Here is a 22,723-nt window from a genome sequence, read left to right as displayed (position 1 = left end):
CTCATTTGACCACCGGGGCGGTTTCGAAGGTGTGGTAGGGTGCCGGCGAAGGTACCGTCCACTCCAGGCCTTCCGCGCCCTCCCAGACCCGGTCGCTCGCCTTGGCGCCGCCCTTGATCGTCTTCAGCACGACCGTCAGGAAGATCAGCTGGCTGAATCCGAAAATGAAGGCCCCCACCGTCGCGATCTGATTGAACTCGGTGAACTGCAGGGCGTAGTCCGGAATGCGGCGGGGCATGCCGGCGAGGCCGAGGAAGTGCATCGGGAAGAACACGATGTTCATGCCGATGACCGACAGCCAGAAATGCGTCTTGCCGAGCGTCTCGCTATACATGTGGCCGGTCCATTTTGGCAGCCAGTAGTAGATCCCGGCGAAGATCGAGAACAGCGCACCCGACACCAGCACGTAGTGGAAATGGGCCACGACGTAATAGGTGTCCTGCAGCTGGATGTCGACCGGCGCCATCGCCAGTACCAGGCCGGAGAAGCCGCCGATCGTGAACAGGCAGACGAAGGCGATGGCGAACAGCATGGGCGTCTCGAAGGTCATCGAGCCTTTCCACATGGTCGCCACCCAGTTGAACACCTTCACGCCTGTCGGAACGGCAATCAGCATGGTCGAGAACATGAAGAACAGCTGCCCGGCGACCGGCATGCCGACGGTGAACATGTGGTGCGCCCAGACGATGAACGACAGGATCGCGATCGATGCCGTCGCGTAGACCATCGACGCGTAGCCGAACAGGGGCTTGCGCGCAAAGGTCGGAATGACCTGGGAGACGATGCCGAACGCGGGAAGGATCAGGATGTAGACCTCCGGATGGGCGAAGAACCAGAAGATGTGCTGGAACATCACGGGGTCGCCGCCACCGGCCGCGTTGAAGAAATGGGTGCCGAAGTTGCGGTCCGTCAGCAGCATGGTCACCGCGCCGGCCAGCACCGGCATGGTCGCGATCAGAAGGTACGCGGTGATCAGCCAGGTCCAGCAGAACAGCGGCATCTTCATCAGCGTGAGGCCCGGCGCGCGCATGTTGAGGATGGTCGTGATGATGTTGATCGAACCCATGATCGACGACAGGCCCATGATGTGAACGGCGAGGATCGTCAGGTCATACGACACGCCCCCCTGGATGAAGAGCGGGGGATACATGGTCCATCCGCCCGCCACGGCGCCGCCGGGCAGCCAGAACGAGCCGAGCAGCATGACGCCCGCGACCGGCAGCAGCCAGAATGCCCAGTTGTTCATGCGCGGGAACGCCATGTCCGGCGCCCCCAGCATCAGCGGAACCTGCCAGTTCGCGAACCCCGAAAAGGCCGGCATGATGACGCCGAAGATCATGATCAGCCCATGCATCGTGGTGAGCTGGTTGAAGAAGTCCGGGTGCATCAACTGGAGGCCCGGCTTGAAGAGTTCGGCACGGATCAGGAGGGCCATCGACCCCGCCATGAACAGCATGATGAGGGCGAAGAACAGGTAGAGCGACCCGATATCCTTGTGGTTGGTCGTCGTGAGCCAGCGCATCAAACCGGTGGGATGCGCGTGGTGTCCGTGCTCGTCGTGGGCGTGTGCTGCGTCAGACATGTCTGTGCTCTCCTCTCGGTTGTTCACTGCGCGGCGGGCGCGGCGGCGACGACGGCCCCGCGGGCGGCCGCGATGTCGGCGGGTTGCGCCGCATCACCCATCTTGTTGTTCCAGGCGTTGCGTTCGTAGGTCACGACGGCGGCGATTTCCGCGTCGGACAATCGGTCTGCGAACCCGACCATGGCAGTGCCCGGGCGCCCGCCGTGCAACACGATCCCGATGTGGGCAGCGATCGGGCCGGTGGCGACCTTGGAGCCGTTCAGCGCCGGGAAGGTGCCCGGGATCCCCATCCCGTTGGCCTGATGGCAGGCCGCGCAGTTGGCCTGAAAGACCTTTTCGCCGCGCTCGACCAGTTCGTCACGGCTGAATGTCTTGCCGTTGTCGGCCGCCGCCGCCTGCGCACTGCCCTTCTGCTTGGCCACCCACGCGCGGTAGTCGTCCTCCGATACCACCTTCACCACGATCGGCATGAAGCCGTGGTCCTTGCCGCACAGTTCCGCGCACTGGCCGCGGTAGGTGCCGATCTTGTCCGCCTTGAACCAGGCATCGCGAATGAAGCCCGGAATGCCGTCCTGCTTCACGCCGACGGCGGGAACCCACCAGGAATGGATCACGTCGTTGGCGGTGACCAGCAGGCGCACGCGCTTGCCGACGGGCACCACCATGGGGTTGTCGACTTCCAGCAGATAGTGCGGATCCTTCTCGGCGGTACCGTTGATCTGCTCGCGCGGGGTCGCCAGCGTGCTGTAGAAGTGGACGCCGTCGTTCAGGTAGTCGTAGCCCCACTTCCATTGGTAGCCGGTGATCTTCACGGTCATGTCGGGGTTCGACGTATCCTTCATTTCGATCACGACCTTGGCGGCCGGATATGCCATGCCGACGAGGATGATGAAGGGGATGACCGTCCAGATGATTTCGACGGTCGTGTTTTCGTGGAAATGGGCCGCCTGGTGGCCGGACGACTTGCGATGCTTGACGAGGGAATAAAACATCGTGGCGAACACGACGATGAAGATGCCGATGCACACCATCATGATGAGGTTGTGCAGGTGGAAGATATCCCGTGCCACCTCGCTCACCGGCGGCTGCAAGTTGTACGCGTAATCCGCCAGCGCCGACTGGCTGGCAGCCCCCATCATCCCGACCAAGGCGGCCCGTTGCCACATGCTCTTCATCGCGTCCCCCATCCTCTCGACATTGTTATGGGTCGTGGTTGCGGTGTGTGGAGTGTTATTCCCGCAACTTTCTGCGCAAGGTTGCGGCCAGTCGCAGCCGTGCCTCGTCGCTCAGGTACTGTCCGACTTCCGTATCGCGCCCATGTGAACTCAGGCGCAGGTGGCAGTTTCTTCCGGGCGATGCGCATTCGCATGTGACGCGTGCCCAGCGGCGGTTCATTTCGCGGTGGTCCGCGCGGGTGCCGGCCTGCCATTCCAGCACCACCTTGTCCCCTTCGATCGTGATCGTTTCGTACGCCCCTTCGCGGGTGCGCAGTACCTCGTGCGCCCAGGCCAGGAGGCCGATCTCAAGTCCGGCAAACGGCAGGATCGGCCAGTAGCCCAACAGCGCGAAGCCGCTTGCCGTTCCAAGACACACCATTGCGAGCGTCCAGAACACGACGCGCTGCTCGCCACGTGTCAGCGACTGGTTGGGGCGGGAGCGGAAGACGAACGTGGCGGACACGCCCTCTTCACAGCCGTTCGAATCCACCTTATCCATGTCGGGACCGAGGAAACCGTGTGCGGCATCTTGTCGCAGACAGTAACACGACGCGCTCGCCCGGGACAAGACAAACGAACGTACTAACTTATTGATTTCTCGATAGAATATCGTTATTACCGACTATTCTAAGATACTAATTATTGAGGAGCAGATCGAGCCAGGACGACGGATCCGCGGCGGCGGCGCCGGATACGCAAAACGGCTGCACGCCGAGACACGGCCCCGGCAGCCGCGAACGGAGGGCGGCGATGTTTTCCGCGGCATACGGCATCTCGCGTTCGATGTGGTTGCCGACCCAGCCCGCCCACGGCAGGCCGCGGCGGACGATGGACTCCGCCGTCAGCAGCGCATGATTGAGGCAGCCGAGGCGAAGCCCGACCACCAGCACGACGGGCAGCCCGAGACGCTCCGCCAGCCCGGCCATGTCCTCCCGCTCGTTCAGGGGCACGCGCCAGCCGCCGGCCCCTTCGACCACCACGGCGTCCGCGTGTGCCGCGAGCCGCTCGTAGGCGGCCGCGATGACGTCGAGGTCGATGCGCACACCCGCCAGGCCCGCTGCGATGTGAGGCGCGACCGGCTCGGCGAACGCATACGGATTGACGTCGCGCAGGCCGGCCTTCACGTCCGCCGCTTCCACCAGCGCGGCGACGTCTTCGTTCAGTTCGCCCGGCACGCATCCCGCCGCCACCGGCTTCATCGCGGCGACGCGCAGGCCCTGCGCGCGCAGGGCGTGGACAAGCGCGACCGCGACCCGCGTCTTTCCCGCGCCCGTGTCGGTGCCGGTGACGAAGAAGCCCTTCATGCGCGTCCCATCCTGCGCCGGCGCTCGCCGATGGCGAGCTGGATCACCTGGCGCCCGTCCTCGCGCCGCGTCTTGTCGCCGGCCCAGGCATGGCCGTAGATCACCTCGAAGGTCGCCGGCAGACGCCCTGCGCTGCGGTTCGTCTCGTAGGCGCGCTCCAGCCGGCTCCATGCCGACTTGCCGAGCAGGCCACGCCGCCGTCCCGCGGCCGCGTTGTGGGCACCGATTCCCTTGAGGTCCCGCATCAGGGTCCGGAGATCCGCGTACGTCAGCGTGAGCATCTCCATTTCCATCACCGGGCTGGCGAAGCCGGCGTGGATCAGCATGTCGCCGATGTCATGCAGATCGAGAAAGCGGTTGACGTGCGGCGCGTCGTCGATCGCCGCGAAGGCAGCACGCAGTTCCTTCAGGGTATCGGGTCCGAAAGTCGCGAACACCAGCAGGCCGCCAGGCGCGAGGACGCGATGGAAGCCCCTGAACGTCGCCTCGAGATCGTGTGCCCATTGCAGCGCAAGGCTCGACCAGACCAGATGCGCGCTGTTCGCGGCAAGCGGCAGGCGCTCCATGTCGGCGCAAACGAGGCCGGTGCTCGCGGATGGCCGAGCCCTCAGGCCCGCCAGCATCCGCCCGGCCCAGCGGGACTGCGGCAGCCGCGCGCGCGCCTGCGCGAGCATCGCGGGCGCGATGTCGAGCGCACACAGGTCGGCCTGCGCATAACGCGCGCGCAGATGGGCGAGCCCGTAGCCGGTGCCGCAGCCGACGTCGAGCACGCGTTCCGGCTGCAGGCGCATGTAGTCGAGCCGCTCCAGCAGGCGATCGCACACCTCGCGCTGGAGCACGGCGTGCGCATCGTAGCTGGCCGCGGCATGGTCGAAGGCGCGCCTCACCTCGGCGAAATCGAGCGCCTGGAGGCCCGCATGGGCCCCCTCATCCGCCGGCGGCATCGCGCGTTCGTCAGCCATGGGCAAAGCGCGCGATCGCGATCGCGACCTCGTCGACGTGGGAGAGGTGCGGCGCGTGCGCGGCGCGGGCCAGTTCGACATGCTGCGCGGCCGGCAGCGAATCGGCGAGCCAGGCGCCGGCCGCCGCCGGCGTGAGGGTATCGAGCGCCCCGTGCAGCACGAGCGTCGGCTGGGTCAGGCGCGGCAGGTCGGCGCGCAGGTCGGTCTCGCGCAGGATGGCCAGCCCCGCCGCCAGCGCGGCAGCCTCGGCCGGCGGCGCGGCGAGCACGGTCTGCCGCAGCTGCTGCAGCAGCGCCTTCTGCCCCGGCATGCCGCGCGTCTGCAGGCTGAGGAAGCGGACAAGCGTCGCTTCCGGATCGCTCATCAGCGCCGCGCCGAATGCCTCGAGTTCGCCGATCGCGAGCCCCCCCGCCCAACCGCCGTCCGCCACGAATTTGGGCGTCGAGGCAAGCAGAACCAGGCGTCCGATCGTTTCCGGATGATCGAGTGCCGCGCGCATCGCCACTTGCCCGCCCAGCGACCAGCCGACGACGACCGCACCCGCCGGCAGCTGGCGCGCAAGGTCGTCGCCCCAGGAATCGAGCGTATTGTCGGCGAGCGCGGCGCGCCCGCCGTGCCCCGGCAGGTCGAGCAGGCGCAGCTCGAAATCCACCGCCAGCCGCGCGGCCAGCGCGTCGAAGACGCGCGCGTTCATGCCCCATCCGTGCAGCAGGGCAAGGACCGGCCTAGCTGAGCGCATGCAGGGCATCGACCAGTCGCGCGACGTCGTCGGCGGCATGGGCCGAAGACAGCGTGATGCGAAGACGGGCGGTGTTGGCCGGCACCGTCGGCGTGCGGATCGCGGGCACCCGCAGGCCCCGCTCGCGCAAGGCCTGGGACAGCCGGACCGCCTCGGCGTTGGCGCCCACCACGAGCGGCTGGATCGGGGTCGCCGAAGGCATCAGCGTCCCGCGCTTGAGATCGGCGAGGCCGGTGCGCAGCTGCGCGACGTGCTGCTGCAGGCGCGCACGACGCGCATCGCCGCCTTCGATCTGGCGCAGGCTCTCGAGGAGACAGGCGGCCAGGACGGGCGGCGACGCCGTGGTATAGATATAAGGGCGCGCCTTCTGCACGAGCCAGTCGATCACCGTCTGGTGGGCCGCAACCGCCGCGCCGGACACGCCCGCCGCCTTGCCGAGCGTGGCGAGATAGATCACGCGGTCGCTCGCGCGGGCGCGTTCGGTGAGGCCGCCGCGCCCGCCATTCAGGACACCGAAGCCATGTGCGTCGTCGAGATAGAGCCAGGCGTCGTAGCGCTCCGCCAGATCGAGCAGCGCATCGACCGACACCACGTCGCCGTCCATGCTGAACACGAGATCGGAGACGATCAGCCGCTCCTGTGCCCGGCTCGCGGCCAGCTGCCCCTCGAGCTGGGCGAGGTCGCCGTGGCGGTAACGGGTGAAATGCCCCCCCGCCAGCTGCGCGGCGTCGACGAGCGACGCGTGGTTGAGCTTGTCGGCGAACACTTCGCCGTGGCGGCCGACCAGCGCCGTCACCACCGCGAGGTTGGCCATGTAGCCGGTGGAAAACAACAGGGCGGCCGACTTGCCGACGAAGCGGGCAAAGGCGTCCTCGAAATCGTGGTGGAAACGGTGATGGCCGCTGATGAGGTGCGCGGCCCCGGCACCGACGCCGCATTGATCGAGCGCGCCATGCGCCGCGCGAACGATGGCGGGATCGGCGGCGAGGCCGAGATAATCGTTGCTGCAGAAGGAGACGGCGTCCTGGCCGTTGATCGTGACGTGCGCGCCCTGGGGTCCTTCGAGGACCGCCCGGCGGCGCTCGAGATGATCGGCGCTCAGCGCCGCCAGCCCCTGCTGCAGGCGGGCCAGCGCAGCGAAGCTCACAACGGCTGCAGGCCCAGCGAGTCGAACAGGCGCTGGTCGCGCTCCCATTCGGGATTGCCGGTCGTGAGAAGCTTCTCGCCGTAGAAGATCGAGTTGGCGCCGGCGAGGAAGCACAGCGCCTGCACCGCATCGCTCATCTGCTGCCGTCCCGCCGACAGCCGCACGAAGCTCTGCGGCATGCAGATGCGCGCCACCGCGATGGTGCGCACGAACTCCAGCGGGTCGAGCGCGTCGGTGCCGGCGAGCGGCGTGCCTTCGACCTGGACGAGCAGATTGATCGGCACCGACTCGGGTTGGGGGTCGAGCGAAGCGAGTTGCGCGATGAGCCCCGCGCGCTGGGTGCGCGACTCGCCCATGCCGACGATGCCGCCGCAGCACACGTGGAGATCGGCCTGGCGCACGCGCTCGAGCGTGTCGAGGCGGTCCTGGTAGTCGCGGGTCGTGATGATCTCGCCGTAGAACTCCGGGGCGGTGTCGAGGTTGTGGTTGTAGTAGTCGAGGCCGGCTTCCTTCAGCTGCTCCGCCTGGCCCTCCTTCAGCATGCCGAGCGTGGCACACGTTTCCAGCCCGAGCGCCTTGACTTCGCGGACCATGTCGAGCACCGGCTCGAGCTCGCGCTGCTTGGGTCCGCGCCATGCCGCGCCCATGCAGAAGCGGGTGGCGCCGGCTGCCTTGGCGGCCTTTGCCGCCGCCAGGACGTCGTCCAGATCCAGCAGCCCCTGGTTCTCCACGCCGGCGTCGTAGCGCGCCGACTGCGGGCAATAGCCGCAGTCCTCGGAACACCCGCCGGTCTTGATCGACAGCAGCGTCGACAGCTGGACCCGGTTCGGGTCGAAGTGCTCGCGATGCACCGTCTGCGCCCGGAACATCAGATCGGCGAACGGCAGCGCGAACAGCGCCTCGGTCTCGGCCACCGACAGCCGGGCGGGGGGATGCGTCATGTCATTCATTGATTGCCACCTCGATGGTCATGTCCTGCCACGGCTCGCGCGCGGCCTTGAAAATGTCGTACAGCGCCCAGGGCACGATGATCACCACCGCCAGTCCCATCACCAGCATCAGTCCCTGCCAGCCGCCAAGCACGTCGTACAGCGGCTGCCCGAACACCATCAGCGTGCCCATCACGCCGTAGAAGCGATAGCCGGCCCACTTGTTGTAATGCGCGGCCCTGGAATTCGGATGATGCGCGACGGTCGCGTAGACGAACATCGAGGCGCCCAGCCAGATCATGATCGGCGGCATCGACAGCACGAACGGCAGGAAGCCGATCTTCTGGCTGGCGAGCAGCTTGCCCAGGAGCAGCGCCGACAGCGAGATCAGCATCACCGCGACCGTGATAATGTTGAAAATCTGCGCCGAGAAGCGGGACGACGCGGCCGAGATCACACGTTTGGCTTTCATGATGGCGGCCATTTTCGGGGCCGGGCGCGCCACTGTCAAACTTCAACCCAAGGACAATTGAACATCCGATCATTATTTAGGCAGGCCTTTCCGCAACACTGCCTGCTGTGCGGCGCCGTCGCGGGGCCCGAGCCGTTGTGCGCCGCGTGCCTGGCGGACCTGCCCTGGCACGGCGCGCCGCAGTGCCCGCGCTGCGCCACCCCGACCCCGCTCGGGCAGACCTGCGGTGCCTGCCTCAAGCGCCCGCCCGCATTCGACCGCACGTCGGCGGCGCTGGCCTACGCCTTCCCGCTGGACCGCCTGATCCCGCGCCTGAAATATCAGGGGCAGCTCGCCGTCGCGCCGGTACTCGGCGCGGCGCTTGCGCGCGCCGTGGCCGACGCCCCGCTGCCGGACCGGCTGATCGCCATGCCCCTGCACCCGGCCCGTATCCGCGCGCGCGGCTTCAATCACGCCACCGAGATCGCCCGCGAGGTCGCGCAGCGCGTCGGTCTGCCGCTCGACCTGGACAGTTGCCGGCGCAACCGCGACACGCCGCCGCAACAGGGCCTCAAGCACGATGCACGGCGGCGCAACGTGCGCGGGGCGTTTTCCTGCGAGGGCGACGTTCGCGGATTGCACATCGCACTGGTGGACGACGTGATGACGACCGGGACCAGTCTCGACGAGCTCGCCGCGGCGCTGAAACGGGCAGGCGCGCGCGCCGTCGACTGCTGGGTCGCGGCCCGTACCCTGCCGCCCGCCGACGCCTCGGGCTAGATGCCCGCGGGCGCCTCAGCCGTATATTTCCTCGACCGCGAAGATTCGCCGGTGCTCGCGTATGGCGTAGCGGTCGGTCATGCCGGCGATGTAGTCGGCCACCGCGCGCGCGCCCTCGAGCGACTCGCGTTCCTGGTGCTCGGGCGGCAGCAGGCGCGCATCACCGGTGAACGCCGTGTAGAGGTCGGCGATGATGCGCCCGGCCTTCGCGCTCATGCGCGCGACCTTGTAGTGCCGGTAGAGGCGATGCAGCAGGAAGCGCTTGAGTTCGCGGTGCTCGTCGAGCAGCGCCGGGCTGAATGCCGCGAGCGGCGGTGCGGCGCGCACCTCGTCGATGGTCGCGACGCCCGCATTCTCGATGTTGACGCGCGTCGTGTTCACGAGGTCGAGAATCATGGTGTTGATGATGCGCCGTACGGTTTCCGTCACGACGCGCCGCCCCTTCAGGCCCGGGTGCCGGGCGCGCACCTCGGCGAGGTGGCGCGCGAAGATCTGCACTTCGGCGAGCTGCTCCAGCGTGATGAGGCCGGACCGCAGCCCATCGTCGACGTCGTGGTTGTTGTAGGCGATCTCGTCGGCCAGGTTGGCGATCTGCGCCTCCAGCGACGGCTGCCGCCGGTCGATGAAGCGACGCCCCAACTTGCCCAGCTTCTCGGCATTGCCGAGCGAACAGTGCTTGAGGATGCCTTCGCGCGCCTCGAAGCTGAGGTTGAGGCCGTCGAATTCGGCGTAGCGCTCCTCGAGCAGGTCGACCACGCGCAGCGACTGCAGGTTGTGCTCGAAGCCGCCGTGCTCGCGCATGCAGGCGTTGAGCGCATCCTGGCCGGCGTGGCCGAACGGGGTGTGGCCGAGATCGTGGGCCAGCGCCACCGCCTCGACCAGATCCTCGTTCAGATGCAGGAGGCGCGCGATGGTGCGGCCGATCTGCGCCACCTCGATGCTGTGGGTGAGGCGCGTGCGGAACAGATCGCCCTCGTGGTTCACGAAGACCTGGGTCTTGTATTCGAGGCGGCGGAAGGCGGTGGAGTGGATGATGCGGTCGCGGTCGCGCTGGAACTCGGAACGCGGCGCCGCAGGCGCTTCGGCATGAACGCGCCCCCGGGACTGACTGGAATGCGCGGCATAGGGGGCGAGCGACGTTTCCATCCGGTCTCCTTCAGTGCGGCCTGGCCAGCACGCCGCTCAGCACATCGTGAGGGACATCGCCGGTGATCACCGCCTCGCCCAGCTTCTTCAACAGCACGAAGCGCATCTTGCCGCCTTCGACCTTCTTGTCGTGGCCCATGTATTCGAGGTATTTCTCGAAACCGAGATCGGGGGCGACGTCGGGCAGCCCCGCCGCGCGGATCAGCGTGCGCGTGCGTGCGACGTCGGCCTCGGCGATCCAGCCCAGGCGCTGCGAGGTCTGCGCCGCCAGCACCATGCCCGCGGCGACCGCCTCGCCGTGCAGCCAGTTGCCGTAGCCCATGCCGGTCTCGATCGCGTGGCCGAAGGTGTGGCCGAGGTTGAGGATGGCCCGCAAGCCGCCCTCGCGCTCGTCCTGCGCCACCACCTGCGCCTTGATCTCGCACGACCGATAGATCGCGTGCGCGATCGCCACCGGGTCGAGTGCGCGCAGCTTTTCCATGTTGGCTTCCAGCCAGCCGAGAAATTCCGCGTCCCAGATCAGGCCGTACTTGATCACCTCGGCCAGCCCGGCGGAGAGCTCGCGCGGCGGCAGCGTCTTCAGCGTGTCGGTGTCGGCCAGCACCGCCTTCGGCTGGTAGAAGGCACCGATCATGTTCTTGCCGAGCGGATGGTTGATGCCGGTCTTGCCGCCGACCGAGGAATCGACCTGCGACAGCAGCGTCGTGGGAATCTGGATGAAGGGCACGCCGCGCTGGTAGCACGCGGCGGCGAAACCGGTCATGTCGCCGATCACGCCACCCCCCAGCGCGATCAGCGTGGTCTTGCGCTCGGCGCGTTCGGTCAGGAGCGCATCGAAGATCAGGTTCAGCGTTTCCCAGGTCTTGTACGCCTCGCCGTCGGGCAGCACGACGCTCGCCACCTGCACCCCGGCGCCCTCCAGCGTCGCTGTCAGCTGCGCAAGGTACAAGGGCGCGACCGTCGTGTTCGTCACCACCATCACCCGCTTCTGCGCCAGGTGCGGCACGATGAGATCGCCGCGGGCGAGCAGGCCGGCGCCGATGTGGATGGGATAGGAGCGGTCGCCGAGGTCGACGGTGAGCGTTTGCATGGGGCGAAGCGAGGGGCAGGAGGTGGGGACGGCACATTGTAGCAACCGGCGCAGGCTGCTGCATTCGCGGACTCCGCGCGCAACAGGCCCGCCGGCGTTATGATTTCGTTCGTTTCGTCGAAACTTCCGCGCCCCCCCCACGACAGAGCTGCTCGCCCTCATGTCCGACTCGATCCTGCTGCTGTCCCCCGCGTCGCCGTTCGCTCCCCGCTCCGGTGCCCAGCAGCGCACGGCCTTGCTGCATGCCGCGTTGGAGCGGCTCGGCGATGTCGACGTCGTGCTCCTGGAGCCCACCCCGGGCCCCACTCGATTGAGCCCGCCGGCCCCGGGCATCCTCGCCCATGGACTGTGGCACCAGTCGCCGCTGGGCATCGGAAAATTCGCCCCCGACGACAGGCTGCAACGCATGCTCGAAGCCGGCGACGTCGATCTTCGCCGCTACCGCGTGATCGTCAGCCGCTATCTCAACCCCGCCAGCAAGCTTCGCCTTCCCCGCGGCGCACGTACCGTGGTGGATCTCGACGACTGGCGCTACCACTACGGAGGGCATGCGCCGGCCCCCCTGGCCAGGCTCAAGTCGGGCTATGCGGCATGGCTGGCGCGGCGCCAGCTGCGGCGCTTCGACGCGTTCTTCTTCGTAAGCCGCCGCGACCAGGCGCGACACCCTGACCTGTCATCGGCGCTATTGCCCAACATCCCCTTCGATCCGCCTGGCCAGCCGTTTCCGCAGTCGGACAGCACCACGCTCCTGTTCGTCGGGTCGCTCTGGTACGGACCCAATCGCGAAGGAATCGACCGCTTCCTCGCACATTGCTGGCCCGTCATCAGGGCCGCCCGGCCGGCGGCCCGCCTGCTCCTCGCGGGCGCCGCGCCGCCTGCGCTCCGGGCGGAATGGGAACGGTACCCCGGCGTCACCGCGCCCGGTTTCGTCGACGACTTGGGCGAGGCCTACCGCAATGCCGCGCTCACCATCGCGCCGATTCATTCGGGAGGCGGCACGAACATCAAGATCCTGGAATCGATCGCCTATGGCCGTGCCTGCGTGACGACGCCGCATTGCGCCGAAGCGTTCCAGGCGGACCTGGCCGGAGCGGGCCTGGGCGTCGCCCGCGACGAGTCCGAGTTCGCCGGGCTCTGCCTTGCCTGGCTGGGTGCCCCCGGCGAGCGCCAGCGACAAGTCGAGCGGGGACGCGCGTTGCTCGACCGGCACTACACGCGCCGCGTGTTCGACGAACGCGTCGCACAGCTTTGCGCGACGGACGCACCCGCCGCCGCGCAGGGGAACGAAACCCGATGAGCCCCGCTTCCCCGACCGCCACGGTCGCCTGTCGTCTGTGCGGGACCCCGACTCCTGCCCTGTTCTCCGCCACCGTCCTGAACCGATACGTCGTGCCCTATCACTACTGCCGCGGATGCGATCACGTGTTCGTCGATCAACCCACCTGGCTGGAGGAGGCGTACACGGAAGCCCTCGCCGCGGAGGACACCGATGTCGCCGCGCGCAACATTTTCACGGCGCTGCGACTTGCGGCATTCTGCTATACGGTGCTGGGGGACCGCGGCGAGGGCAAGTTCGTCGATGTCGGGGGAGGATACGGGCTTCTCACCCGGCTGATGCGGGATCTCGGCTACGATTATTACTGGTCCGACCGCTACGCGAAGAACCTCTTCGCGCGCGGCTTCGACGCGAACGTACGGGAAGGCGCGAGCACCGCGGTCAGCGCCATCGAAGTCCTTGAGCACCTCCCCGATCCGCGCGCGTTCATTCGCCGCACGCTGGCAGAACAGCGCAGCGACACCCTGGTTTTCACGACCGAGGTGTTCGCCGACGGGCACCCACCTGCTCCTGCGGACTGGAGCTACTATGCCTTTTCCACCGGCCAGCATATCGCGTTCTTTTCCCGCCGCGGGCTCGACCGCCTGGCCCGGCAACTGGGCATGTGGTATTACCCGGCGGGGCGCCTGCACGTCTTCTCGGCAAGACGGCTGCCGCGCTGGAAGCTCTGGCTCGCCAGCCGCATGCCGCTGGCCGTTCCCCTCGCGCTGCTGGCTGCCGCGCGCCTGGGATCGCGGCGCGGCCGCGACCAGGTGCTCGTGCGCAGGCAGAACACCGGTGCCCAGGCATAGACCTTGCTGATATGCTTGCCATGCATTCTCCGCACTTCGCCCGCCGCGACAAGAAATGAGCCTGGGCAATTCCATCCGCCATGGCGCCAAGTGGGTATTCATCGGAAACACGGGCAGCCAGCTGATCAACTTCGCGCTAGGACTGATCCTGGCCCGCCTCCTGTTGCCGGCCGAATTCGGCATGGTCGCGACCATCCTGATCTTCACCAGCCTGGCCGGATTCGTTGCCGGGGGGGGGATGGGCCAGGCGATCGTCCGGGCAAGGGAAGCCAGCAAGCGCGATTACGACCTGCTGTTCACGCTGCAATTGCTGATCGGCATGACGATCGTCGGCATCTTCTTCGCCCTCGCACCCTGGTTCGGGCGCTGGTACGGCAATCCGCTGTATGCCGACCTCCTGCGCGTGGCAGCGCTTTCCTTTCTCGTGCGCCCGTTCTTCAACGTACCGAGCAACATGTTGCACCGGGAAATGCGCTTCAAGGCAAAGACGGCGGTCCAGCTGGTCAACCTGGTGTTCTACAACGGCATCGCGCTGAGCCTGGCGTATCTGGGCCACGGCCCCTGGAGCCTGATCCTCGCCGGGCTGTTCGGGTCGATCGCCGGTGCGCTCCAGTTCTCCTGGTATGCGCGCTGGCGTCCCGGCCTCTGTTTCGACTTTGCGCGTGCCGGGGAACTGATGCGGTACGGCGTCCTGGCGTCCAGCAACAATATCGTCTGCTATATACGCCGGCAGTTGCCCACCTTCATTCTGTCGCGCAGTCTGGGCGCCGCGGGCGTGGGTCTCTACAACAAGGCCGAAAGCCTCGCGGCGCGCCCGCACGGCTTCATCACCGGTTCGGTTTACGACGTGGTGTTCCGGGCGCTGGCGAAGGAGCAGGACAATCTCGACAAGTGCCGGTATCTGTTCTTTCGCAGCCTCACGCTGGTGGCCGTCTACGCCCTGCCGTTCTACGTCGGCTTCCTCTGGCTCGCCAAACCCCTGGTCGTCACGCTGTTCGGCCAGCGCTGGGCGGATTCGGCCGCGCCGCTGATGATTCTCAGCCTCGCCGCGCCGCTGATGATGATCGAGAACCTGGCCGGTGCCGTCCTGGCGGCGCGCAGCTGGCTGGACAAGGAACTCGTCGCGCAGCTCATCATGATCGCCGTTGCCGCAGGGGCGATCCTCGCCGGCCTGCCATACGGCATGACCGGCGTGGCCAGCGGCATGGTCCTCGCGCAGCTGTATATCACGCTTCACATGTACTGGCTCGCCAAGCGGTCGCTGCGCGCCCGCTGGCGCGACCTGGCGCGTGCCTTCGTGCCGGCGGCGCTGCTCAACGCCATCCTGCTCGCCGTCCTCTGGCTCGTCGACCGCGTCGTTCCGCCGCCGGTGCGGGCCGTCGATGCGCTCTATGTGCTGACCATGGCCGCCACCGGCGGCTTGGCATACCTCCTCTGCTTCCTCTATCTGCCGATTCCGGCCCTGGCGACCGAAACGGCACGCTGGAAGGCCCGGCTCAAGCTCACCAAGGCCCTCGCATGACCTGGATCGATCCGCTCTCGCGCGCGCTTCACCGCCAGGCCGGGCAGCACGGGCCGGTCATCCTCATGTATCACGCCATCACGCCGGGAAAGCTTGCCCCCGAATGGCCGTGGGCCGTGTCCATGCAGCGCTTCTGCGATCAGCTCGATTTTCTCGCCGGCGAGGGCTATGCGACACCGACCGTGGCGGAGCTGGTCGCCGCCCCGGCCACGGCCTGGCGCGGACGCACGGCCGTCATCACTTTCGACGACGGCTATCTCGACAACCTCGCCGCGTGCGAAGCCCTGCACCGGCGGGGAATGCGCGCGAGCTGGTTCGTCGTCTCCGGCGCGCTGGGCCGCACGCCGCACTGGCGGGATTCCGGCCGGCCGGCCGGGCGCATGCTGAACGCAGCCGAACTGCGCGACATGCAGGCGGGCGGCATGGAGATCGGCTCCCACACGGTGAACCACGTCCGCCTGACGAGCGTGGACGACCCGAGCCTGAGGCAGGAACTGGCCGATTCCAAGGCGGCCCTGGAAGACGCGCTCGGCACGGCGGTGACGAGCTTCGCCTATCCGTACGGCGCCTGGGACGCGCGCTGCGCCGCGGCCGCGGCACAAGCGGGCTATGCCACGGCGTGCACCACGTGCTCGGGGTGGGCCTTGCGCGACGCCGACCCGTACCGCCTGCGCCGCCTGACCGTCTTCAATACCGACACGATGAGCATGTTCGTGCGCAATCTGAGTTTTGGCGACAACCAGACCAGCTTTCGCAAGTTGCTTCGGTACGAGTTCGTCCGCTTTGCCCAGGCTTTCGCGTCCCGTCCATGAGCCCGCGCATCTCCGTCGTCATTCCCTGCTACAACGGCGCGGCGTTCCTGCACGAGGCCATCGACTCGGCGCTGAGCCAGATCGGCGTCGACCACGAAGTCATCGTGGTGAACGACGGCTCGACGGATGACTCGCGGGCCATCATGGCGCGCTATGGCCCGCGCATTCGCGTCGTCGACCAGGCGAACGCCGGACTGCCCGCGGCGCGCAACGCCGGTATTCGCGCGGCGCAAGGTGCGCTGTTTGCATTTCTCGACGCGGACGACTGGTGGGCGCCTGATTTCCTGGCGAAACTGTCGGCCGCGCTGGATGCGCACCCGCAGGCGGCGATCGCGTACTGCGGATGGAAGAACGCCGGCTTGCCGGGCGGGCGTGGCGAACCCTTCATCCCGCCCGATTACGAGGCCATGCCCGACAAGACCGCAAAGCTGCTGTGCAGCCCGCGCTGGCCCGTGCACGCGGCCATGATCCGGCGCGAACATCTGTTCGACGCCGGCCTCTTCGACCCGGCGCTCAAGCGCTGCGAGGATTTCGCACTGTGGCTTCGCAGCGCGATCCCGCATCCGCTCGTGCGCGTCCCGGAGGTGCTGGCCTATTACCGGCATCACGGCAACCAGATGATCGCCGACCAGGCGCGCATTGCGCTCGCCCACTTCGACGTCCAGCAGGCCTATCTGACGGCGCATCCGGAGATCGCATCGCGCTTCAGCCGTCGGGCCCTGCGCGCACTGACCGACGGCGAACTCCTGCTGCGCGGCTACGCGTGCTACTGGCAACGCGACCTGCCCGCTGCCCGCCGAATTTTCCGTGCGGTCATGAAGCACGGCTATGGCAGACTTGCCGACTGGAAGTACATGCTGCCGGCCTGGCTGCCGGAATCCTGGCATCGCCGGCTGTTGGGGCTGCGCGAAAGCATTCCGCGTGCCTTCGATGGACCGATCTGAACCGTTTACCGCCGCCATGCCATGTCCCTGCTGACCTTCGCTTTCTGCACTTACAACCGGGCGGACCGGCTGGATGCGCTGGTGGGCGCCATGCGCGAGCAAAGCTGCCCGATTCCGTTCGAGATCCTGGTGATCAACAACAACAGCACGGACGCGACGCCGGATACGCTGGCGCGCCTGGCGGCCATGCCGGGAATCCGCCTGCGCTGGGTCAACGAGCCGGTGCAGGGTATCGTCGCCGCGCGCAATCGCGGAATCGACGAAGCGCTCGGCAGCGACATCCTGGTGTTCATCGACGACGACGAACTGCCCTGCCCGGGTCTCCTCGACGCCGCCGCCGATGCGATCCTGAACGAGGGCGCCGAATGTGCGGGCGGGCGGGTGGAAATGGACTTCCGGACGACGACACGCCCTGCATGGCTGGAGGACAACCTGCTCGGCTTTCTCGCCGCCGTCGACCATGGCCCCGAGCGCTTCTGGATCGAGGACGCAGGGACACCCGTGTGGACCGCCAACGTCGCGTACGACATGCGCCTGTTTCGCGACGATCCGTCGCTGCGCTTCGATCCCCGCTACACGCGCGCGGGCAAGGACATCGGCGGCGGCGAAGACGCCGCGATGCTGAACGCCCTGCTCGCCCGCCAGGCACGCATCCGCTATCGCCCCGACATGGCCGTCCTGCATGCCGTCGAGCCCTGGCGGCTCGATCGCCGCTATTTCATCAAGCTCCATTACCGCGCCGGCGTGCGTCACGGCCGCTACGAGCTGCCGCGCTACCGGCATGCGCCCCTCGGCGTGCCCCCCTTCATGCTGGCGCAGTTCCTCAGGCACGTCGGCCGCACCGCAAGGCTGGCGCTCAGCGGCAAGCCAGGTCTCGTCCGCCAGGCGATGAACGCGGCGCATGCGCTCGGCAGCCTGCAGGGCTATCGCAGCCGGCAGGAGGGTTGAGCGCATGACCGACGTCGCCATCCGTTTCGACGATCCCTCCGCGGTCAGCGATCATGCGCTCGAGCGCGCCATCCTGCAGGTCCTGGCGGCGCACGATGTCTGCGCGACCTTCGCGGTCATCCCGTGCGCCGGACAGCGCCGCCTGACCGCCGCATGCGCGCCGCATCTCGTCGAGGCACAGCAGCTCGGGCGGGTGGAAATCGCCCAGCACGGCTTCGACCATGTGCCGTGCCGCCCGGGCGACATGCCGCCTTCGGAGTTCTGCGGGCTCGATGAACCGGCGCAGGCCGAGAAGATCTCCACCGGGCAGGCGGTGCTCGAAGCTGCATTCGGCTGCGCCATCTCCGGCTTCGTGCCCCCGTTCAACACCTTCGATGCCACCACTGCCGCCGTGCTGGAGCGGCAGGGCTTTCGCTACCTCTCGGCCGGCGGCGAGCATGGCTGGGTCGAATCCGGACCGCTCGCGCAGTTGCCGCGCACCTGCCAGCTCACCGAGCTGCGGCCCGCACTGGCCGACGCGCGCCGGCGCCCGGCAGGTGGTCTCGCCGTCATCGCCGTGATGCACCACTACGACTTCAAGGAATCCGGACATGCCGACGCACCGCTCACGCTGGAGGACTTCTCGGATCTGCTGCACTGGCTCCGCGGCCAGCCCGGCGTACGCGTGAACACCCTGGGCCAGCTGGCCGCGCGGCACGACGCGGAGGTCTGGCGTCGCGCCGTGCGCAGGAGCCGCTGGGTGCAGCGCCAGCACTGGCGCGTCCGCGCGCTTTTCCCGCACTATGGGCTCATGCCGCACGCGCTGTTCAAGTACGTTCGCCTGACCGGAAGCTCGACGTGACCTCGCCACGCCCGCCCACACCGCCGCGGCAAGGGCCGATCTTCATCGTCGGCGCGCCGCGATCCGGCACCACGATGCTGCAGTACCGGCTGCGCAACCACCCGCGCATTTCGCTGCCGACCGGGGAATCGCATTTCTTCATCCCGCTCTACCGGAACCAGCATCGCTTTGGCGACCTGTCGCGGCTCGAAAGCATCCGCGCGGTCCTGCAGGCCATGCTCGCGCAGAGCCGCAATTTCCTCGAGACCGATCTGTTCGGCCTGAAATTCGACGTCGACAGGCTCGCCGGCGAACTGCACGCCGAGGGCCGCCACACGATGCCCGCGATCATCTCCGGCGTGTTCGAAAGGAATGCACGCGGCGAGGGCAAGTCCCGCTGGGGCGACAAGACGCCTTATTACGTGATGCACATCCCGAAGCTGATCGAGTGGTTTCCCGACGCGCAGATCGTCCATCTGATCCGCGACGGCCGCGACGTCGCGCTGTCGCTGTTCGGCAGGCAGCACGACTTCTACGTCTACAACGCCTACTTCGCCGCGGAATACTGGGCGAGCTACGTCGAGAAAGGGCGCGCACTCGGCGCGGAACTGCCGTCCGCCCAGTACATGGAGATGCGCTACGAGGACCTGCTTGCGACCCCCGAGCACACGATGCGTCAGCTCTGCGACTTTCTCGGCGAAACCTACTCGCCCGAGCTGTTTGCGGTCGCCTCGGTCGACGATCCCGGCAAGACGCCGCTGGTCCACGCGCCGCTGAAGGCGGACAACGCCGGGAAATGGCGCAGCAGGATGTCCGCCGCGCAAGTCAGGGCGTTCGAGAGTGTGGCGGGCGACACGCTGCGCGAGCTCGGCTATGAATTGACGACCGCGGGCACCCCGCCCGCGCTTGCGGTGAAGGCGGCGTACCGGCTTCACAACCGTTTGCTCACGGGGTTCTGGAGGCGCGCCAAGGGGATTCTCGCGTGAGCACGCTCACTGTCCTGATCTGCACGCACAACCGGGCCGCCCTGCTCGGCCAGACCCTGGCCTCGCTCAATCGCGCGGCGCGTCCGCGGATGCCCGTGCAGATCGTCGTGGCGGCGAACGCCTGCAGCGACGACACGGTCGCGGACATGCAGGCCTACCAGGCCGAGTGCGCCGCGCGCGACTGGCTGCCGCTGCGCCTCATCGAAGTGCCCACGCCGGGCAAGTCCCATGCGCTCAACGCCGCCATCCCGACCATCGACAGCGACCTGCTTGCGCTGATGGACGACGATCACCGCGTGGATCCGGCCTACCTGACGGCGATCGATCAGGCCGCGGACAGATGGCCCGATGCGGGCATCTATTGCGGCAAGATCCTGCCGGACTGGGACGGCAGCGAACCCGCCTGGGTCCATGACGATGGCGCGTACCGCATCTACCCGTTGCCGGTTCCGCGCTACGACCAGGGCGATTCGCCGCGGCCGATCACGGCCGAGACGGGCCCGATTCCCGGCGGCGGCAACCTGGTCCTGCGCCGCCGCGTGTTCGAATCGACGGGGCCGTTTTCCACCGAGCTCGGCCCGCGCGGCCACGACCTCGGCGGCGGCGAAGACAGCGACTACGTCCTGCGGGCGCTGGCCCGCGGGGAACGCTGCCAGTACGCGCCGCACGTCGTGCAGTACCACTTCGTCGACAACGAACGGCTGCGGCTCGGCTACCTGCTGAAGAAGAGCTTCCAGCGCAGCCGCTCCGCGGCGCGGCTGCGCGGCCGCGGGACGGTTCCGCTTTACATGTGGCGCAAGCTCGCCGAGTACGGCGCGCATGGCGTGTTCAGCCTGTCGTGGGCGAAGCGGCGCTTCTACTGGGTGCGCACGGCGGCGGCGCTCGGCGAGATCCGGGGCCGCCGGGAATCGGGCCATCGCGGCAAGGGTCTGGATCTGCCGCCCGACCGCGGCCTCGTGCTCACCGAGTCGCTGGCGCTGTTCACGGCCGTGTGCGGCCTGATCGCGTGGTTCGCCAGCGGCGGGGCCCGCTGGGCCGGCCTGTTCCCCGCGCTGGGCGTCGCCGGGGTCGGCACCGGCGCGCTGCTCGTCAAATCGCTGCTGGACTTTTCGCATACCGGCCCCCGCATCCGCGAGGAAATACTCCGGCATTACCGGCGCTACACGCTGCTCGCGCTGGCGCGACTGACCGCCTGGGCGTTCGCGCTGATGCTCTTCAGCGCGGGCGCCGGCGTGCTGGTCTATTTCATGCTCGCCACCGCGGTGCGGGCCGAGTGGTCACCCTGGCTGGCCGTCGTCGCATCGCTGTTCGGCATCGCCGGCGGCTTCGCGCTTCAATTCGTTCGCAAGCTGCGCTTCAATCCCGGCCTGCTGGCGGCATCGATGCACTACCGCATGAGCCGCCTGTACGGCCTCTGGCACACGCTGACGCCGGCACGCCTCGCGCGTGTTCAGGCGGCTGCGACAGCGATGATCGGATTGCTCTTCGTGGGCGCATCCTGGCAACTGGCGAAGGAAAACCGCCTGGACGCCCTCGTCGCCTTGTGGGCCGCCACGCTGTTCTTTGCCGGCGCCATCCTCTGGGCCGCCTGGCAGCCCGAAGCGCGGCCGCCGCGCAAACGCGCCGTGCGCGCCGCCGGCGCCCCGCCGAATATCCTGATGATCGGCTCCGATACGCTGCGTGCCGACCGGCTCGGCGCCTTGGGATATCGCCGCGCCCTGACGCCGAACATCGACCGGCTGGCCGCAAGCGGCGCACTCTTCGCCAACTGCTACGTCCCGTGTGCGCGCACCGCGCCGAGCCTGATTTCCCTCCTGACGGGGACCTGGCCGCATACCCATGGCATCCGCGACAACTTCGCGAGCGACGACGACACCCGCCTCAAGGTCGAGACGCTCCCGGGACTGCTCGGGAAAGCCGGGTACCGCACTGCCGTGATTTCGGACTGGTGCGGCGCCGACATGGGCAAGTACTCGTTCGGCTTCGATTATTCCGACCTGCCTGAAGACCAGTGGAACCTGAAATATCTCATCCGCCAGGGCCCCAAGGATCTACGGCTCTTCGTCTCGCTGTTCACGCATAACAGGCTGGGACGCCTGCTGCTTCCCGAACTGTATTACCTGGGCGGCGTGCCGCTGACGCAGCCGCTGGGACGCCGCGCGCGCCGCCTGGTGTCGCGCCTCGCATCCGGCACCGGGCCGTTCCTCCTCAACGTGTTCTACTCGACCACCCATCCACCGTTCGCATCGGAATGGCCGTGGTACACGCGTTTCGCCGACCCGGCCTACGCAGGCGAATCGAAGTTCGGGATGGCCCGGCTCACCGACCCGTTCGAGATCATCCGCCGCCAGGGCGCGCCGCAGGAGGAATTCGACCTCGGCCAGATCGTCGATCTCTACGACGGCTGCGTGGCCGAATTCGACGACGAGGTCGGAAGAATGCTCGCGCATCTCGACGCGTGCGGACTCGCAGGCGACACCCTCGTGGTCGTCTACTCGGACCATGGAATGGAATTCTTCGAGCACGACACCTGGGGCCAGGGCAACTCGGCCGTGGGCGAGGCCAGCCCGCGGATTCCGCTGATCGTCCGCGATCCGCGCCGGGCGCCGCGCGGCAGGATCGACAACGTGGTCCGCTCGATCGACCTCGCGCCGACGCTGCTGGAACTGGCCGGACAGGCTGTCCCTCCCGGCATCGAGGGCGTTTCGCTCGCCGGCTGCCTCAGCGAAGGGGGCGCCTGCCCGGATCTCCATGCCTTCAACGAAACTGGCATCTGGATCGCGAACATCCCCGGGCTGCCCGATACGCACCTGCGTTACCCGGACCTGCTCGAACTGATGGAGATCCCCGACCGGGAAAGCGGCACGCTGGCAATCAAGGCCCAGTACTGCGATACCATTCTTGCGGCCAAGGATCGCATGATCCGGCGCGGGCGTTGGAAGCTGGTCTACCAGCCGCTGGAAGAGGGGCCGTCCTACCGGCTGTTCGACCTCGAAACCGACCCCGAGTGTCGACGCGACCTCGCCGCCGAGCGCGCCGAGCTTGCCGCTGCCCTGCAGTCGACGCTCGACGGCTTGATCGGAGCCGTCTCCGGCCGGCCGGAGACGCGCGGCGGGGAAACCGCCGCGGACGCACCCGGGCAGCCCCCCGCACGATCGCCCTGACGGCCCGCCGTACCTCCATGCCTTCGCCGACGCCGGCGCCGCAGCAGCGACGA

General features: G+C 67.9%; 21 protein-coding genes. 10 read left to right on the top strand and 11 right to left on the bottom strand.

All coding sequences use genetic code 11. From position 1 onward, the window contains the following. Position 1: 1 nt before the first annotated feature. The 9 genes from ctaD to VA613_RS01905 all read right to left on the bottom strand — a co-directional run bounded on the left by ctaD (position 2) and on the right by VA613_RS01905 (position 8,352). Positions 2-1,582 carry a cytochrome c oxidase subunit I gene (ctaD, locus tag VA613_RS01945; protein ID WP_324780186.1) on the bottom strand — a complete coding sequence of 527 codons (1,581 nt, stop codon included), beginning with the start codon at positions 1,580-1,582 and terminating at the stop codon, positions 2-4. 23 nt (positions 1,583-1,605) lie between these two features. Beyond that, on the bottom strand, positions 1,606-2,757 hold the full coding sequence (coxB, locus tag VA613_RS01940; protein WP_407702858.1) for a cytochrome c oxidase subunit II: 1,152 nt from the start codon (positions 2,755-2,757) through the stop codon (positions 1,606-1,608). A gap of 55 nt (positions 2,758-2,812) precedes the next feature. After that, positions 2,813-3,298: a DUF2244 domain-containing protein gene (locus VA613_RS01935; RefSeq protein ID WP_324780185.1), complete on the bottom strand. Its 486-nt coding sequence runs from the start codon at positions 3,296-3,298 to the stop codon at positions 2,813-2,815. Positions 3,299-3,434: 136 nt separating this feature from the next. Continuing rightward, positions 3,435-4,103 (bottom strand): dethiobiotin synthase, encoded by a 669-nt coding sequence (bioD, locus tag VA613_RS01930; protein ID WP_324780184.1) that lies wholly within the window; start codon positions 4,101-4,103, stop codon positions 3,435-3,437. Then, complete coding sequence (gene bioC, locus VA613_RS01925) at positions 4,100-5,065, bottom strand: malonyl-ACP O-methyltransferase BioC (protein ID WP_324780183.1); 966 nt, start codon at positions 5,063-5,065, stop codon at positions 4,100-4,102. Before bioC ends, bioD begins: the two co-directional genes overlap by 4 nt. Then, positions 5,058-5,804, bottom strand: a complete 747-nt coding sequence (bioH, locus tag VA613_RS01920) for a pimeloyl-ACP methyl ester esterase BioH (protein WP_324781205.1) — start codon at positions 5,802-5,804, stop codon at positions 5,058-5,060. Before bioH ends, bioC begins: the two co-directional genes overlap by 8 nt. Further along, positions 5,791-6,951, bottom strand: a complete 1,161-nt coding sequence (locus VA613_RS01915) for an aminotransferase class I/II-fold pyridoxal phosphate-dependent enzyme (protein WP_324780182.1) — start codon at positions 6,949-6,951, stop codon at positions 5,791-5,793. The genes bioH and VA613_RS01915 overlap by 14 nt, the downstream gene beginning before the upstream one ends. Further along, positions 6,948-7,901, bottom strand: coding sequence for a biotin synthase BioB (gene bioB, locus VA613_RS01910; RefSeq protein ID WP_324780181.1), 954 nt, complete (start codon positions 7,899-7,901; stop codon positions 6,948-6,950). Before bioB ends, VA613_RS01915 begins: the two co-directional genes overlap by 4 nt. Then, on the bottom strand, positions 7,894-8,352 hold the full coding sequence (locus VA613_RS01905; RefSeq protein WP_324780180.1) for a hypothetical protein: 459 nt from the start codon (positions 8,350-8,352) through the stop codon (positions 7,894-7,896). The genes bioB and VA613_RS01905 overlap by 8 nt, the downstream gene beginning before the upstream one ends. 57 nt (positions 8,353-8,409) lie before the next feature. On the opposite strand from VA613_RS01905, the gene VA613_RS01900 reads away from it, so the two are divergent. Next, positions 8,410-9,111 (top strand): ComF family protein, encoded by a 702-nt coding sequence (locus VA613_RS01900; RefSeq protein ID WP_324780179.1) that lies wholly within the window; start codon positions 8,410-8,412, stop codon positions 9,109-9,111. Positions 9,112-9,126: 15 nt separating this feature from the next. Here the strand turns inward: VA613_RS01900 and VA613_RS01895 are convergent, their stop codons facing one another. Both VA613_RS01895 and aroB read right to left on the bottom strand, forming a co-directional pair. Then, the gene (locus VA613_RS01895; protein ID WP_324780178.1) at positions 9,127-10,257 is read right to left on the bottom strand and encodes a deoxyguanosinetriphosphate triphosphohydrolase; all 1,131 of its coding nucleotides are present in this window, start codon (positions 10,255-10,257) and stop codon (positions 9,127-9,129) included. Between the two features lie 10 nt (positions 10,258-10,267). Continuing rightward, positions 10,268-11,347: a 3-dehydroquinate synthase gene (aroB, locus tag VA613_RS01890; RefSeq protein ID WP_324780177.1), complete on the bottom strand. Its 1,080-nt coding sequence runs from the start codon at positions 11,345-11,347 to the stop codon at positions 10,268-10,270. A gap of 160 nt (positions 11,348-11,507) precedes the next feature. On the opposite strand from aroB, the gene VA613_RS01885 reads away from it, so the two are divergent. From VA613_RS01885 to VA613_RS01845, 9 genes are read left to right on the top strand one after another with little or no spacing between them, the layout of a single operon-like run. Further along, positions 11,508-12,644: a glycosyltransferase gene (locus tag VA613_RS01885; RefSeq protein ID WP_324780176.1), complete on the top strand. Its 1,137-nt coding sequence runs from the start codon at positions 11,508-11,510 to the stop codon at positions 12,642-12,644. Next, positions 12,641-13,474 carry a class I SAM-dependent methyltransferase gene (locus VA613_RS01880; protein WP_324780175.1) on the top strand — a complete coding sequence of 278 codons (834 nt, stop codon included), beginning with the start codon at positions 12,641-12,643 and terminating at the stop codon, positions 13,472-13,474. Before VA613_RS01885 ends, VA613_RS01880 begins: the two co-directional genes overlap by 4 nt. Positions 13,475-13,529: 55 nt before the next feature. Then, on the top strand, positions 13,530-14,996 hold the full coding sequence (locus tag VA613_RS01875) for a lipopolysaccharide biosynthesis protein (protein WP_324780174.1): 1,467 nt from the start codon (positions 13,530-13,532) through the stop codon (positions 14,994-14,996). After that, positions 14,993-15,808, top strand: a complete 816-nt coding sequence (locus VA613_RS01870; RefSeq protein ID WP_324780173.1) for a polysaccharide deacetylase family protein — start codon at positions 14,993-14,995, stop codon at positions 15,806-15,808. Before VA613_RS01875 ends, VA613_RS01870 begins: the two co-directional genes overlap by 4 nt. Then, positions 15,805-16,752 (top strand): glycosyltransferase family 2 protein, encoded by a 948-nt coding sequence (locus tag VA613_RS01865; protein ID WP_324780172.1) that lies wholly within the window; start codon positions 15,805-15,807, stop codon positions 16,750-16,752. The genes VA613_RS01870 and VA613_RS01865 overlap by 4 nt, the downstream gene beginning before the upstream one ends. Positions 16,753-16,773: 21 nt before the next feature. Then, positions 16,774-17,700, top strand: coding sequence for a glycosyltransferase (locus tag VA613_RS01860; protein WP_324780171.1), 927 nt, complete (start codon positions 16,774-16,776; stop codon positions 17,698-17,700). 4 nt (positions 17,701-17,704) lie between these two features. After that, positions 17,705-18,541, top strand: coding sequence for a DUF2334 domain-containing protein (locus tag VA613_RS01855; protein WP_324780170.1), 837 nt, complete (start codon positions 17,705-17,707; stop codon positions 18,539-18,541). After that, a complete protein-coding gene (locus VA613_RS01850; RefSeq protein ID WP_324780169.1) occupies positions 18,538-19,506 on the top strand; it encodes a sulfotransferase family protein in 969 nt (322 codons plus the stop codon). Before VA613_RS01855 ends, VA613_RS01850 begins: the two co-directional genes overlap by 4 nt. Next, on the top strand, positions 19,503-22,670 hold the full coding sequence (locus VA613_RS01845) for a sulfatase-like hydrolase/transferase (RefSeq protein WP_324780168.1): 3,168 nt from the start codon (positions 19,503-19,505) through the stop codon (positions 22,668-22,670). The genes VA613_RS01850 and VA613_RS01845 overlap by 4 nt, the downstream gene beginning before the upstream one ends. Positions 22,671-22,723: the final 53 nt, after the last annotated feature.

The sequence above is a fragment of the Thiobacillus sp. SCUT-2 genome, from assembly GCF_035621355.1.
Lineage (GTDB): Bacteria > Pseudomonadota > Gammaproteobacteria > Burkholderiales > Thiobacillaceae > Thiobacillus > Thiobacillus sedimenti.
This window is presented reverse-complemented; position numbering and strand designations above follow the sequence as displayed.

Coding starts and splice junctions, on each gene's coding strand:
- bioH (WP_324781205.1), bottom strand. CDS start 5,804: ATGCGCTCAGCTAGGCCGGTCCTTGCCCTGCTGCACGGATGGGGCATG.
- VA613_RS01860 (WP_324780171.1), top strand. CDS start 16,774: ATGTCCCTGCTGACCTTCGCTTTCTGCACTTACAACCGGGCGGACCGG.
- ctaD (WP_324780186.1), bottom strand. CDS start 1,582: ATGTCTGACGCAGCACACGCCCACGACGAGCACGGACACCACGCGCAT.
- VA613_RS01895 (WP_324780178.1), bottom strand. CDS start 10,257: ATGGAAACGTCGCTCGCCCCCTATGCCGCGCATTCCAGTCAGTCCCGG.
- bioC (WP_324780183.1), bottom strand. CDS start 5,065: ATGGCTGACGAACGCGCGATGCCGCCGGCGGATGAGGGGGCCCATGCG.
- VA613_RS01880 (WP_324780175.1), top strand. CDS start 12,641: ATGAGCCCCGCTTCCCCGACCGCCACGGTCGCCTGTCGTCTGTGCGGG.
- bioB (WP_324780181.1), bottom strand. CDS start 7,901: ATGAATGACATGACGCATCCCCCCGCCCGGCTGTCGGTGGCCGAGACC.
- VA613_RS01885 (WP_324780176.1), top strand. CDS start 11,508: ATGTCCGACTCGATCCTGCTGCTGTCCCCCGCGTCGCCGTTCGCTCCC.
- VA613_RS01865 (WP_324780172.1), top strand. CDS start 15,805: ATGAGCCCGCGCATCTCCGTCGTCATTCCCTGCTACAACGGCGCGGCG.
- VA613_RS01935 (WP_324780185.1), bottom strand. CDS start 3,298: ATGGATAAGGTGGATTCGAACGGCTGTGAAGAGGGCGTGTCCGCCACG.
- VA613_RS01875 (WP_324780174.1), top strand. CDS start 13,530: ATGAGCCTGGGCAATTCCATCCGCCATGGCGCCAAGTGGGTATTCATC.
- bioD (WP_324780184.1), bottom strand. CDS start 4,103: ATGAAGGGCTTCTTCGTCACCGGCACCGACACGGGCGCGGGAAAGACG.
- coxB (WP_407702858.1), bottom strand. CDS start 2,757: ATGAAGAGCATGTGGCAACGGGCCGCCTTGGTCGGGATGATGGGGGCT.
- VA613_RS01870 (WP_324780173.1), top strand. CDS start 14,993: ATGACCTGGATCGATCCGCTCTCGCGCGCGCTTCACCGCCAGGCCGGG.
- aroB (WP_324780177.1), bottom strand. CDS start 11,347: ATGCAAACGCTCACCGTCGACCTCGGCGACCGCTCCTATCCCATCCAC.
- VA613_RS01855 (WP_324780170.1), top strand. CDS start 17,705: ATGACCGACGTCGCCATCCGTTTCGACGATCCCTCCGCGGTCAGCGAT.
- VA613_RS01905 (WP_324780180.1), bottom strand. CDS start 8,352: ATGAAAGCCAAACGTGTGATCTCGGCCGCGTCGTCCCGCTTCTCGGCG.